We start from the raw sequence: 14,210 nt of genomic DNA on the forward strand, positions 1-14,210 counted from the left end.
TTACCACGTACATCCAGGATATGCTCTCTGCATGTACTGAAGCTCACAAAGAATAAATCCGAAATACTCGGTATGATATCCTGTTCTTGATTTTGGCTGCATAAACGGATTCGTTGGATATTCCAATCCGAAGCTTTGGAAATCCTTCTCCGTAATGGCTATAAACTCTTTGTAAAGTTCATCAACATTTGGAACAATATTCAAAACGGCCAGATCATCTTCGCCTTCCGACTTAGCAAATAATCCTTTAGTATACTCCCAGATATTTTCTATCGCATTAATCAGACGTTCACGGCTCTCTTCTGTTCCCTGAGCAAAGATCTTCATCCATGAAGAAGCATGGGTATAGTGATATCTTACTTCTTTAAGTGATTTCTGTGCAATGGCAGACAATTCTTCATCCGCAGAATGAGACAATGCTTCATACATCAGTTTCTGATACACGGAGAAAACATAGACTTTAAGAATAGTCTGTGCATAATCTTCATTAGGAAGTTCTGTCCAGTGTGCATTGATATATTCGTGTTCATATCTTAAGAATGCGATATCGTCTTCACTTTTACCGTTGTCGATTACTCGTGAAGCATACACATACAAGTTATTTGCCTGACCTAATTCATCCAACGCGATGTTTGTCAATGCAATATCTTCCTCCAGATAGGGCCCTTCACCACACCATGCAGACAAACGCTGTCCCATAATGAAACTGTCGTCTGCTAGTTTTAATAAATAATTATATAATGGGTTCATTGTTTAGTAGATTTCAGATTTCAGATTGACAAAAAAGTCTAGCATCTGAGATGCTCATATCTTAAAATCCTGATTAATTACATATTTTTTACGTCGTTTGGAATCTCGTAGAAAGTTGGATGACGATATAGTTTATCATCAGCAGGATCAAAGAAAGCTTCTTTATCCACTCCTTCCGAAGTCACTATATATTTACTAGGAACCACCCAGACAGAAGTTCCTTCTTTTCTTCTTGTATACACGTCTCTTGCGTTCTGTAAAGCCATTTCTGCTGTTGGCGCTTGTACAATTCCAACGTGTTTGTGAGATAATCCCGGTTTAGTTTGAATAAACACTTCCCACATATCTAAATTTGCCATAATTAATTTGAAAATTATATTACTTCTTTTTGTTGTTTCTCTGCAAAAGCTATCGCCGCTTCTTTTACCCAGGAATTTTCTCTCTGTGCTTTTCTTTTGGTTTCGATACGCTTTTTATTGCAGGGTCCGTTTCCTTTTAAAATGGCCATGAATTCATCCCAGGGAAGTTCTCCGAAATCATAATGCTGTCTTTCCTCGTTCCATTTCAGGTCTTTATCCGGAATCGTTAATCCCAGGAATTCAGCTTGAGAAACCGTAACATCAATAAATCTCTGACGAAGGCTGTCGTTACTTTCTCTTTTTACTCTGTAATTCATAGAGATCTTGGAGTTTGGTGAGCTGTCATCGTTTGGTCCAAACATCATTAAAGCCGGCCACCAGAAACGATTTAACGAAGCCTGAGCCATTTCTTTCTGCTGCTTGGTACCACGACAAAGTGCCATTAAAATCTCATATCCTTGTCTTTGGTGAAAAGATTCTTCTTTACAAATCTTCACCATCGCTCTTGAATAAGGTCCATAGGAGTTCCCCATCAACATTACTTGGTTCATTATGGCTGCTCCATCAACCAACCACCCAATGGCACCAATATCAGCCCAGCTTAATGTTGGGTAGTTGAAGATACTTGAATATTTAGCTTTTCCTTCCAGCATATCATCATAAGTAGCATCTCTGTCTGCACGGATACTTCCATCTCCTAGTGTTTCAGTAGCAGAATAAAGGTATAAACCATGTCCTGCCTCATCCTGAACTTTAGCCAAAAGAGCCATTTTTCTTCTCAATGAAGGTGCTCTGGAAATCCAGTTGGCTTCCGGCAGCATTCCTACAATTTCAGAATGGGCATGCTGTGAAATCTGACGAACCAGTAATTTTCTGTAATCATCAGGCATTACATCTTTTGGTTCTACTTTATTTTCTTCGTGAACGTATTGAACAAATTTTTCTAAGTCCATAATTTTTTCAATTTAGCAATGCATCAGTCTAGCAATGTACCAATGATTGTTGCACTGGTAAATTGTTACATTGTTACATTAATTTTTAAACATCATAATTAAGCATCACCACATTCGTTGTCGGGTGACATTGACAGGTAAGAACGTAACCTCTGGCTACTTCATCTTCGGTAAGTGCGTAGTTTTTCTCCATAAAAACCTCTCCTTCTAAAACTTCCGCTTTACACGTACAACAAACTCCTCCTTTGCAAGCAAAAGGTACAGGAAGATTGTCTTTCAATGCTTTATCTAAGATACTCTCTTTTTTGGAATTAAGGTGGAATGAATATTCATCATCATCAATGATCACCGTTACCATACTTTCAATATTGGCAATCGCTTTGAATTCATCACTCATTTCCTCCGTATTTTCTTCGTCAGGAGCAGTGAAGTATTCAAATAATACTTGTATAGCCGGTACTTTTTTATCCTTTTTCAAATAATCTGCAATTCCTTTGATCATTTCTGATGGACCGCAAATGAAATAAGTAGCTTCTTTTACATCAATATCCGCATATCTTTCAAACAGCAGATCTAATTTTTCAGGAGAAATTCTTCCTTCAAAAACCGGATCCTCATGTTTTTCACGGCTTACTAAATAAATTACTTTCAGTCTTCCGTTAAAACGTTCCACCAGTTTATCGATTTCAGCTTTTTTCATCACGTGATTCATACTTCTGTTACTATAGAACAGATAAGCGTTTGAATTCGGTTCCTGATAAAGGCTTTCCTTGATATTGGATAAAACAGGGGAAATTCCGCTTCCCGCAGCCAGACCAACATAAGTTTTTACATTGGTAGGATGATAAGAAGTATTGAAACCACCCATCGGCGGCATTACTTCCAGCATTTCATCCATATGAAGGTGTTCATTGAAATATCCTGAAACTTTTCCGTTTTCCAATAATTTAACCAACACTTCCAGCGTATTGCTTTTTTCACTCGGAGCATTGCAGATAGAGTAAGAACGTCTTTCCTCGTTTCCGTTGATCATCATTCGGAAATTAAGGTATTGTCCCTGTTTGAATCTGAATTTGTCTTTCAGTTCTTCAGGAATTTCCACCGCCACATTCACCGCTTCCGGCGTATCTTTCTGAACCTTAACCGTTTTAAGTTTATAAAATGAATTCATTATTTTTTTAGTATTCTATTAATTTTTCCACCTTCGCACTTCGGCAAACTGTCCTGGGCATGAACTTTCACTTTTGTAGTGATTCCTACCCGTTTTTTTATTTCGTTTTCTATATTTTTTCCAAAGCTTCCGACAAAATTAAAATAATCATCGGTATTGGGCTGTATTTTCTGAGATTTTACAAGGTCATCATCAATTTCGATATCGATATCCAATGCGACACACATATGTTCTTTTTCAATCGGTGTCAGATAATAATTAGGAACAACTCCTTTTACATGAGAAAAAGCATCTTCAATCTGACTGGGATATACATTGACTCCTCTTACGATCAGCATATCATCTGCCCTTCCGACAATAGGTTTCATTTTCACCATTGTTCTCTTTGCATTTCCGTCATAATAAAGGCTTGTAATATCATTCGTCCAGTAGCGAAGCAGAGGCATTGCTTTTTTGGTTAAAGTCGTAATAACCAGCACTCCTTCTTCTCCAAACGGAACCGGTTTTTTGGTAACCGGATCTAAAATTTCAGGATAAAAATGATCTTCCCAAATATAGGAACCTCCTTTTTCCTCAAAATCTTCCATAGAAACTCCGGGGCCGATGATTTCACTTAATCCGTAAATATTGGTCGCATGCACCCCTAACCTTTCTTCAATATGTCCCCTGATAATTTCCGTCCAGGGTTCTGAACCCAAAACAGCATATCGAAGGCTTATTTCATCTGCTGAAATACCTCTGTTGGCAAATTCATCAGCAATAGTCAGTGCATATGATGGTGAACAGCAAATAACTTCCGGTTTAAAATCCATAATCAGATCCACCTGTCTGGCCGTCATTCCTCCTGAAATAGGAAGAACACTCATTCCCAGCATTTCAGCACCATAATGAAGCCCAAGTCCGCCGGTAAAAATTCCGTATCCGTAAGCGTTATGTAACTGCATCCCCGGTCTGGCCCCTGCTGCATATAAAGATCTTGCCACCACTTCACTGAAAAGACCTACGTCTTCTTTTGTATATCCTACCACTGTAGGTTTTCCTGTAGTACCGCTGGAGCAGTGAATCCTCTGAAGTTCATTTTTAGGAACCGTAAATAATCCAAACGGATAATGATCCCTCAAATCCTGTTTGTAAGTAATAGGAAGCTTAGTAATATCCTCAATCGACCTTATATCCTGCGGAGATATCCCTGATTCTTTACATTTCCTTCTATAAAACTCCGATTTTTCCCACAGGTAACTCATCAAATTTGTTAACCGGTCGGATTGAAGCTGTCTCAACTGACCCAGCTCCAGATATTCAACTGAAAAATCCATAAAACTAACTAACATTTGTTAGGTGTAAATTTAAAAAGATTTTGATACCTGACAAAATTTTTATGACTTTTATCATATTTTGAATGGTTCTAAATAAGAAAGCCTGATGTATTGATACAATGTATGGGGTATAAAATAGACTGTAGTACGGTAAAGATTAGTGATACTGTCTTGTTAAAAAGACTATACTGTTTGATTTCCCAGCAGACCGAAAAGAATTTTATCTCTTATTTCATCGGTAATTTCATCCGTAGAATCGCTATTTCTTTTGAACCAGAAATAGGAATTGTTAAGGGTATGAAGAATAAACCTTGTAGTGAATGACGGTGATTTTAATTCCCAGTTTTCAGCCTTATAAATTTCAGAGATCAATTCTTCAACCTCCTGCTGATAATTTTTTCTAAGCTCTATAAACTCCGGGAGTCTTTCTTCAAGATGCCTCCATTCTATGGAATAAATATGAGTAACATCGCGATTTTTAAGGACTACGGATAAATGCTTATCCAGAAATAAATTAAGCTTTTCTTTAGGATCAGCCGTTGTATTTTTCACTTCCTGAAGTTCATCGAAAAATTCCTGAGCAATACCAAAGCAGATCCATTCCAAAATTTCTTCTTTTGAACGGATATGGGCATACAAAGATGCAGCTTTGATATTAAGCTTAGTAGCAAGATCTCTCACAGAGCTTCCCATATAGCCTTTCTCTTTGAAAAGTTCTACTGCTACGTCTAATATTTTCCTTTGTTTTTCTTTAAGTTCCATCTGTAAAAATGCAAAAATAGTTATTCTGATTTAAAGTCTTATTTTTTTCATCATAAAAAGGATAAAGTTTTAAAAATCACTCATTCATTGGCTCATGTGCTACACTCCATCTGTCGACAACAATCCGGATATGACGTATTGTTCATGTATTTGAAGGAAAATAATAAGAACCGGAAATTTTGTCAAGTTAATTTTACGTTAAAAATACTAAATTCGGAAAATTTGTCCTATTTTTTTGTAAATTTAATAATTGAACAGTTTTTGCGATACAGTCATCGAATAAATGATTAAATAATTGATGGCATTAAGAAACTGAGCCTGAAAATTTAGTTTCTTGATGTTTTTTATAAATTCAGATTTGGAAGAAATCAAAACCAAAAATATATAAAATATGAACTTAAACCAATATACTGTAAAATCACAGGAAGCCATCCAGGCAGCTCAACAGATCGCCATGGAATTAGGCAATCAAAGTATCGAACCTCAACATATACTTGAAGGAATTTTTCAGGTAGATGAAAATATATCGCCTTTCTTATTAAAAAAATCAGAAGCTGATGCTGCTTTAGTAAGAGAGCGCAACCGTGAAAGTCTGGAGAAACTTCCCAAAGTACAGGGAGGAAACATCTATCTTTCACAATCGGCAAACAAAGTATTACTGGATGCTCCCAACATCGCAAAAAAAATGGGTGACGAATATGTAACCATTGAACATTTATGGTTATCACTTTTAGAAACGAATTCTGAAGTATCCAAAATGCTGAAAGATATGGGTGTTACCCGAAAGTTACTGGAAGGTGGAATTAAAGAATTAAGAAAAGGAAGTAAGGCTACTTCTGCAAGCTCGGAAGAAACCTACCAGTCCTTAAATAAGTATGCTAAAAACTTTAATGAATTAGCAGCCGAAGGAAAACTGGACCCTGTCATCGGACGAGATGAAGAAATCAGAAGGGTTTTACAGATCCTTTCCAGAAGAACAAAAAACAATCCTATCCTGATCGGAGAACCGGGAGTAGGTAAAACGGCTATCGCAGAAGGTATTGCTCACCGAATTATCAGCGGTGACGTTCCTGAAAATCTGATGGATAAAACTTTATATTCATTGGATATGGGAGCCCTGATCGCCGGAGCAAAATATAAAGGAGAATTTGAAGAACGTCTGAAATCCGTAGTGAATGAAGTCACCAAATCAGACGGACAGATCATTCTTTTCATTGATGAAATCCATACACTGGTGGGTGCAGGAGGCGGTGAAGGCGCTATGGACGCGGCCAATATCTTAAAACCGGCTTTGGCAAGAGGAGAATTAAGAGCAATTGGAGCTACCACGCTGAATGAGTATCAAAAATATTTTGAAAAAGACAAAGCCCTGGAAAGACGTTTCCAGAAGGTAATGGTAGAAGAACCGGATACGGAGTCCGCTATTTCCATCCTTCGGGGAATTAAAGATAAATATGAAGCTCACCACAAAGTAAGAATTAAAGATGAAGCGATCATTGCTGCGGTAGAAATGTCCCAGAGATACATTTCTGACAGATTCCTACCTGATAAGGCAATAGACCTTATTGATGAAGCATCTGCCAAACTGAGAATGGAAATCAATTCGAAGCCGGAAGAGCTGGATGTTCTCGACCGCAGACTGATGCAACTGGAAATTGAACTGGCAGCGATCTCAAGAGAAGGTAATGAAACTAAGATCAATCATCTGAAGGAAGATATTTCCAAAATTTCTGAACAAAGAAATGAGATCAATGCCAAATGGCTAAAAGAGAAACAAAAAAGTGAAGATCTTACCCAGATCAAAAAAGATATAGAATCATTGAAACTGGAAGCAGAAAGAGCTTCAAGATCCGGAGATTATGCCAAAGTAGCGGAAATCCAGTACGGAAAGCTTCGTGAGAAAGAAGAAGAACTGGCTAAAGTGGAACTGGAAATGCAAAACCATCAGAATGAGCTGATCAAAGAAGAGGTTACTGCTGAAAACATTTCTGAAGTTATTGGTAAGTGGACCGGTATCCCGGTAACCAAGTTACTGCAGTCAGAAAGAGAAAAATTATTAAATCTGGAATCTGAACTTCACCACAGAGTCGTAGGACAGGATGAAGCGATTCAGGCTGTAGCGGATGCGATCAGAAGAAACAGAGCCGGATTAAGTGATGATAAAAAACCAATCGGATCTTTCTTGTTCTTAGGAACAACAGGGGTAGGTAAAACTGAGCTAGCAAAGGCACTGGCGGAGTTTTTATTCGATGATGAAAACAATATGACAAGGATTGATATGAGTGAATATCAGGAACGTCATAGTGTTTCAAGATTAGTGGGAGCGCCTCCGGGATATGTAGGTTATGATGAAGGAGGTCAGTTAACTGAAGCGGTAAGAAGAAGACCTTATTCCGTGGTTCTTTTAGATGAAATTGAAAAGGCACATCCGGATGTTTTCAACACATTGCTGCAGGTTTTGGATGACGGACGTTTAACGGATAATAAAGGCCGTGTAGTGAATTTCAAAAACTCGATTATCATTATGACTTCGAATTTAGGTTCGCACCTGATTCAGGAGAACTTTGAAAATCTCACTGAAGAAAATCAGGATGAAATTGTGGATAAAACAAAGGAAGATGTTTTTGATTTATTAAAACAAACCCTGCGTCCGGAATTTTTGAACAGAATTGACGAGATCGTATTGTTCCAGCCTTTAAGAAAAAAAGAAATCGGAAAAATCGTTCAGTATCAGTTGAGAGGATTCAATGATATGCTGGCCAAACGCAATATCATTATGACTTTCACTCAGGATGCCGTAGATTATCTGATGGAAAAAGGTTATGATCCTGCATTTGGAGCAAGACCTTTAAAAAGAGTGATTCAACAGGAGGTACTTAATAAACTCTCCAAAGAAATCCTTGCAGGAAATGTGAATGATGGGGACAGAATTACATTAGACTACTTCGTAGAAACCGGTCTTGTTTTCAGACCCACTGAAAAATAAATAGTTTTTTTCATATACATTATTTTTGTAAGTAAGTGCTGTAGAGAAATTTACAGCACTTATTTTTTTATTAATTATCATCATGATGTGAAATGTTTATATATTTACATCGCTAAAAATTATGAGTTAAAACTAAAATTATTATGAAAAAATTAAAAAGAGATGATCTGAAAAAAATCTCAGGCGGAAAGGCCGAGATCATGAGCTGTGATATGGACATGCTGTGCCCGCCGGGACTATGCTGTGATGCCGGCAATATCTGCAGAGATCCCAGAAAAAATATGTGCATTTAAAAAAAACCGGAGATTTTTTCTCCGGTTCACTTTATTTCACCCCAAATTCTTCATATCGCCTTTTCACAACAATCTCTTTGAAGGCAACTTTTTCACAATCCGTAAAATCACGGTAAAATAAACAGTATAATCCCGTAATATTTCATAATTTATCTCCCGTATTTTTTTGCGAAATTTGCAGATACACTAATATTTTTATTCTACTAAGTTATGGGAAAAGAATCTACTAACGAGCATGAGCCTTCAGGTACTATGTCAAACAATCTGATTCAGGCTTTGATTGATAATTATCGCAATAATCATCTGAATGCTATCAATGAAACTTTAGGAATAACAGATGCTCATTCTATATGGTTTGATCTTCCTAAATTAAAAAATTTCATTGCCACGATAGAAAAGGAGGCCAGCGTCATGAATCCTGAGACTACTGAAAATGATCTGGGAATAAGATTCTATTATGCAGCTTATCCTAAATCTGAAAACTGGGAAATTATGGCGTCTCATCCTGTAGCCAAAGAATATGCTGAAAAGCATACATTGGTGATGGTGCCCACTCTGAAAAAAGAGGATGAGAACGGTGAAATTCACGATTGTGATTTTAAGCCGATATCAGCTGTTGACGGTGAGTCCAGATCCATAGCTTTAAACCGCATGCAAAGAAGTGATGAAAACTCCATTGCAGAAAATCAGGGTTTTCTGATTCCTCCGGGTAATTCATTTGCCGAAGGATTTTAAATCAATACTAAGTAAAAAACATTGTTTTATCTAAAAACACAATGACTGAACTTCAAAAAATATTTTCAGAATTCATGTACTGGGCGGAAGGATTTTCCGCCTTTACATCTGTTATTTATTTCAATCGTATAAAAAAACAATACTGGAAATATCTGGCGTTGTATCTCATTGTTATCTTTTTATGTGAATCATCTGTAAAATGGGGCGAACAGACGCTTGGAATACACAGAGTAAAATTTTACAATTATTTTGTCATTCCACTGCAATTTATATTCTTCTATTGGCTGTATGCTAAACAATCGCTGAAAAGCACGAAACTGTTTTATACATTTACCGCCATTTATCTCTTTTCGTTTATTCCCACTGCCTTATTTTTCCCGGTAGCCAAAAAGGTGGTTTTCCCGTTTAACTATACGCTGGGCTGCCTCCTTTTAATGATTCTCGTTATCATGGAATATTATAAACAGGTAAATTCTTCGGAAATTTTAAATTTCAGTAAGAATAAAATGTTTTACATCAACCTGGGAGTTACCCTTTTCTATATCGGAACTCTTCCACTTATGACATTTACTTCTCTCCTGTGGCAGTATAGAGAGATCTGGGATTTATATTTCGTGTACTTTCAGGTTTCAGGAGCCGCAATGTATATCTTATTTTCAATTTCATTCATATGGGGAAAACAGAACTCTTAATTACGATTATTTTATTTAATATATTCTTTGTCATGTTTGTAGTGGCTATTGCTATTTATATCAGGAATTACAGACAGCGTAAGAAAGAATATCTGAATGAGATCGAAATTAAAAATGAGATCCATCAAAGAGAGCTCCTGACTACCCAGCTGGAAATCCAACAGGCCACTATGCAGCAGATCGGGCGTGAACTTCATGATAATATCGGTCAGAAACTGACACTGGTAAGCCTCTATACCCAACAAATGCTGTATGAAAATAAGGTTCCCGAAGCCAGTGAAAGAATAGAGCAGGTATCTCAGATTATCAACCAGTCTTTGCAGGATCTCCGTAATCTGTCAAAAACATTAACGGATGATAACATCAATCAGAAGGATATTAAAACATTAATTCAGGAAGAAGTAGATATCACAAATTCCTTCAGAAAGTGCAGGGTAAGTTTTGACTATAATTTTGATACCCTTGATTTGAGTTTTGTCCATAAAAACGTACTTTTAAGAATCATTCAGGAGTTTATTCAAAACAGCATAAAACATGCTGACTGTAAAAATATTTTTATCAAATTAAATACTTCAGAAGAGATTCTTTGGGAGCTTAAAATTAATGATGACGGTATCGGGTTTGATACATCACGGGTTACCTCCAACGGGATTGGCCTTACCAATATGAAGAACAGAGCCAAAATTATCGGCGCTGATATTCATTTTGAAAGTATAGAGAATGAAGGCACTCAGCTTCATATTATTTTAAATAAAGCATCATGAAAAAAACGATTGTAATTGTTGACGACCATATACTCATTGCGAAAGCGCTGGAAGGTATTATCAGTAACTTTAATGAGTTTGAAGTGATCTACGTCTGCGAAAATGGAAAAGACCTGATCCGTAAATTCGAAGACGGGGAGAAAATTCCGGACATCATTCTTTTGGATATCAGTATGCCGATTATGGATGGTTTTGAAACAGCTGTATGGCTTACCAAAAACCACCCCAATATCAAAGTAATGGCTCTCAGCATGCAGGGAGATGACAACAGTGTCATTAAGATGATTAAAAAAGGAGCAAAAGGATATTTATTAAAGAACACTCATCCTAAAGATCTGGAAACGGCACTTACAAGATTAAATTCCGAGGGTTTCTTTTATCCTGAATGGGCCTCTAAAATTATTTTTTCTAACCTTAATAAGGAAATAGAAACTGAAATTACGGTAAAAATATCTGAGCGCGAAAAAGAATTCCTTAAATATACTGTGACAGAGCTTAGTTATAAAGAAATTGCTGATAAGATGTGCTGTAGCCCGAGAACTATTGAAAGCTATCGTGATCAGCTGTGTGAAAAACTGGATTTAAAAACCCGCGTCGGGCTGGCGGTCTTTGCCATTAAAAATGGCTTCGCAGGCTAATCAGCTGACATACACGACAAATAAAGACAAAACCATTCTGTAATCCAGGATGGTTTTTTCATAGATCAAAATTTTATAAAAATAAAAAAAACATGTAATTTTTAATAAAAAACACACTTTAACGTGAAATAAAATCTAAAAATAATCATTATTGATTAAAACACAACCCAACTTCAAATAACTTAACATAATCACAATAAATAAGTGTAAAAAATGAATAAAAATCAAATAAATTACAAATAATTTGCATATTAATTTATTTTAATATAAATTCACAATCTCAAATCCAAATTAAATATAATATGAAAAAATTTCTTTTGGGAGCTGGAATTATATTTTTAGCTTCCTGTAACAACGATGTCAATACTTCCGCGGAACAACCGGAAGCTCAATCCCAACAATCAGCAAGTAAAAGAGTATGTCCTTCAGATTTTATGAGGGATCAGATTTTAAATTCAGATCCTGCAGCCAGAGCCCGTGTGGAATCTATTGAAAAGTTTACCCAACAGCGCCTTAACGATATCAAAGTAGGTAAAGTACTGGCGGATGGTACGGTAGAAATTCCTGTCGTATTTAATGTGGTATACAATACGAGCGGTGAGAATGTATCTGACGCAAGATTACAGTCACAGATTGATGTTTTAAACAGAGATTATGGGGCCACCAATGCAGATAACAGCAATACACCTTCAGAATTTGTTCCTGTAAAAGCGGGAGATACAAAGATCAGGTTCAAATTGGCAAAAACAGTCAGAAAACAAAGCAGTGTTACACTTTGGAATCCTGATGAAAATAAAATGAAATCAGCTACTACAGGGATTGCAGCTACGTCACCTGACAATTACCTGAATATATGGATTGTTAATAAAATGACTAACGGGACTCTTGGATATGCATATTATCCCGGAACGATCTCGGCTTCTTTAGACGGAGTTGTTATCGGAGCACCTTATATAGGGACGGGTTCCGGTACCTCAGCACCATTCAACTTAGGAAGAACCGCAACTCATGAGGTAGGACATTACTTGAATCTTCCACACCTTTGGGGATCGTCTAATACAGGATGTCAGACTGACTATTCTGATGATACTCCGCTTTCTCCCGGTCCAAACTACGGAACTCCTACTTACCCTCTTAGCCGTGCATGTGGCGGAGTAAGCCGTTCTCAGATATTCATGAATTATATGGACTATGTAGATGATAAAATTATGGTGATGTTTACCACTAATCAGAGACAGAGAATGCAGGCTGTAGTTTCTGCATCCGGACCAAGATCAGGGTTAAGACTCTATTAACAATAATCACTTCAATATCAGCGAAATAATTTTTTCGTTATAAAAAATTCATCTCTACCCAGAGATGGATTTTTTTTTTATTTTTACACGATTTTAAAATAGGGATGAAAAAAATAATATTAGCAGCGAGCTTTTTATTGCATTTAAGCTGCTATAAAGCACAAGATACATTACAATCTCGTAATCTTGAAAAAGACATTGCACTAATCAATGCAGAAACACCAACACTTATTGAGAATAAAACACCCTTTTTCCAAAAAGAATGGGTCAAAAAATCAGTAGCTCCTGCCTTACTTTTTACTGCTGCCGCGGCCACATGGGGTGAAAAAGAAAACATCAGAGAAGTCCGCAACCGCTACCTTCCGACTTTCAAAGCAAGATATGATGATTATTTACAATATGCCCCTGCAGCCACTGTTTACGGATTAAAGCTTGCCGGAGTAAAAGGAAGAAATAACCTGGGAAGAGCCACACTTTCTTATGTGACAAGTTTAGCCATTATGGGAATCCTGGTCAACTCTATAAAATATACGGCAAAAGTGGAAAGACCGGATGGATCTAAAAATAATTCGTTTCCGTCGGGGCATGCTGCCATGGCTTTCACCAATGCAAGCTTTCTACATAAGGAATATGGCATGGTAAATCCTGCTTACAGTATTGCCGGTTATAGTGCTGCGACCTTTACAGGTCTTGGAAGAAATCTTAACAACAGACACTGGCTTCCGGATGTTCTTGCAGGGGCAGGAATTGGTATTATTTCAACAGAATTAGGATATTTCTTTATTGACAAAATATATAAAAACAAAGGAGATAATTTAAGTATTTTATCCAGAATCCAGGGAAATGACTACCCTTCTTTTCTTGCCATAAAATTCGGAGCGGCATTAGGAACTACCAATTTCCTTAAAGAATCTGATCTTGACAACCGGAAACAGGTTGGTTTTGAAGGCGGGCTTGAGGGAGCTTATTTCTTTTCAAAAAAATGGGGTGTAGGAGGAGATTTCAGTTTCAGCAGCTTTCCTGTAAAACCTATAAAGGAGTCTTTAGACAATGATGAAAATTTCGGAAACTACAGCATTATCACCCAGTCTCTGGGCTTCTTAAGTGCAGGAATAGGACCTTATTTTTCTCATGAGTTTTCAGATAAATGGCAGGTTACCTTAAAAGCTACGGCCGGATATTCTGCGACAGCCAGTGGAAAAGTCTTTATAAAAAGCGATGATATAGATACTCCTACCCATGAGCTTCCCATAGCCAGATACAAACCCAAACCGGCTTTCCGCTGGAATACGGGAGCTTCCGTGACCTATAAATTTAACCCGGGATTGGGACTCACTTTATACAGCGAATATAATCAGGTCAAATCTACTATTCGTTATCATTTCAGTGATGAAATTAAAGAAAGTGATGAGCTCAACGAAGAACTTAATCATCTGATCGCAAAAGAAAGAATCAACTATATAACTTTAGGTCTCAGACTAACTGCCTATTTTTAA

General features: G+C 37.0%; 14 protein-coding genes. 8 read left to right on the forward strand and 6 right to left on the reverse strand.

The features are described from left to right. The 6 genes from paaC to JO178_RS07180 all read right to left on the reverse strand — a co-directional run bounded on the left by paaC (nt 1) and on the right by JO178_RS07180 (nt 5,311). Complete coding sequence (paaC, locus tag JO178_RS07155) at nt 1–750, reverse strand: 1,2-phenylacetyl-CoA epoxidase subunit PaaC (protein WP_291933531.1); 750 nt, start codon at nt 748–750, stop codon at nt 1–3. Between the two features lie 77 nt (nt 751–827). Then, on the reverse strand, nt 828–1,109 hold the full coding sequence (gene paaB, locus JO178_RS07160) for a 1,2-phenylacetyl-CoA epoxidase subunit PaaB (protein ID WP_002981782.1): 282 nt from the start codon (nt 1,107–1,109) through the stop codon (nt 828–830). A 14-nt stretch (nt 1,110–1,123) separates the two neighbouring features. Continuing rightward, nucleotides 1,124–2,062: a 1,2-phenylacetyl-CoA epoxidase subunit PaaA gene (gene paaA, locus JO178_RS07165; protein WP_047098169.1), complete on the reverse strand. Its 939-nt coding sequence runs from the start codon at nt 2,060–2,062 to the stop codon at nt 1,124–1,126. 85 nt (nt 2,063–2,147) lie between these two features. Then, on the reverse strand, nt 2,148–3,233 hold the full coding sequence (locus tag JO178_RS07170) for a 2Fe-2S iron-sulfur cluster-binding protein (protein ID WP_291933537.1): 1,086 nt from the start codon (nt 3,231–3,233) through the stop codon (nt 2,148–2,150). Then, a complete protein-coding gene (locus JO178_RS07175; RefSeq protein WP_291933540.1) occupies nt 3,233–4,549 on the reverse strand; it encodes a phenylacetate--CoA ligase in 1,317 nt (438 codons plus the stop codon). The genes JO178_RS07170 and JO178_RS07175 overlap by 1 nt, the downstream gene beginning before the upstream one ends. Nucleotides 4,550–4,732: 183 nt before the next feature. After that, nucleotides 4,733–5,311 carry a TetR/AcrR family transcriptional regulator gene (locus JO178_RS07180; protein WP_291933543.1) on the reverse strand — a complete coding sequence of 193 codons (579 nt, stop codon included), beginning with the start codon at nt 5,309–5,311 and terminating at the stop codon, nt 4,733–4,735. Between the two features lie 391 nt (nt 5,312–5,702). Between JO178_RS07180 and clpB the strand changes: the two genes are divergently transcribed. The 8 genes from clpB (at nt 5,703) to JO178_RS07220 (ending at nt 14,210) form a co-directional block, all read left to right on the forward strand. After that, nucleotides 5,703–8,297: an ATP-dependent chaperone ClpB gene (gene clpB, locus JO178_RS07185; RefSeq protein ID WP_291933546.1), complete on the forward strand. Its 2,595-nt coding sequence runs from the start codon at nt 5,703–5,705 to the stop codon at nt 8,295–8,297. Between the two features lie 143 nt (nt 8,298–8,440). Then, nucleotides 8,441–8,590 (forward strand): hypothetical protein, encoded by a 150-nt coding sequence (locus tag JO178_RS07190; protein WP_291933549.1) that lies wholly within the window; start codon nt 8,441–8,443, stop codon nt 8,588–8,590. A gap of 210 nt (nt 8,591–8,800) precedes the next feature. Continuing rightward, the gene (locus JO178_RS07195; protein ID WP_291933552.1) at nt 8,801–9,325 is read left to right on the forward strand and encodes a hypothetical protein; all 525 of its coding nucleotides are present in this window, start codon (nt 8,801–8,803) and stop codon (nt 9,323–9,325) included. Nucleotides 9,326–9,366: 41 nt separating this feature from the next. Then, a complete protein-coding gene (locus tag JO178_RS07200; RefSeq protein ID WP_291933555.1) occupies nt 9,367–10,017 on the forward strand; it encodes a hypothetical protein in 651 nt (216 codons plus the stop codon). Beyond that, nucleotides 9,996–10,781, forward strand: a complete 786-nt coding sequence (locus tag JO178_RS07205; protein ID WP_291933559.1) for an ATP-binding protein — start codon at nt 9,996–9,998, stop codon at nt 10,779–10,781. Before JO178_RS07200 ends, JO178_RS07205 begins: the two co-directional genes overlap by 22 nt. Next, complete coding sequence (locus tag JO178_RS07210) at nt 10,778–11,419, forward strand: response regulator transcription factor (RefSeq protein ID WP_291933562.1); 642 nt, start codon at nt 10,778–10,780, stop codon at nt 11,417–11,419. The genes JO178_RS07205 and JO178_RS07210 overlap by 4 nt, the downstream gene beginning before the upstream one ends. A gap of 302 nt (nt 11,420–11,721) precedes the next feature. Further along, nucleotides 11,722–12,714 carry a zinc metalloprotease gene (locus tag JO178_RS07215; RefSeq protein WP_291933564.1) on the forward strand — a complete coding sequence of 331 codons (993 nt, stop codon included), beginning with the start codon at nt 11,722–11,724 and terminating at the stop codon, nt 12,712–12,714. 104 nt (nt 12,715–12,818) lie between these two features. Further along, the gene (locus tag JO178_RS07220) at nt 12,819–14,210 is read left to right on the forward strand and encodes a phosphatase PAP2 family protein (RefSeq protein WP_291933567.1); all 1,392 of its coding nucleotides are present in this window, start codon (nt 12,819–12,821) and stop codon (nt 14,208–14,210) included.

Source organism: Chryseobacterium sp. (assembly GCF_019236175.1).
Lineage (GTDB): Bacteria > Bacteroidota > Bacteroidia > Flavobacteriales > Weeksellaceae > Chryseobacterium.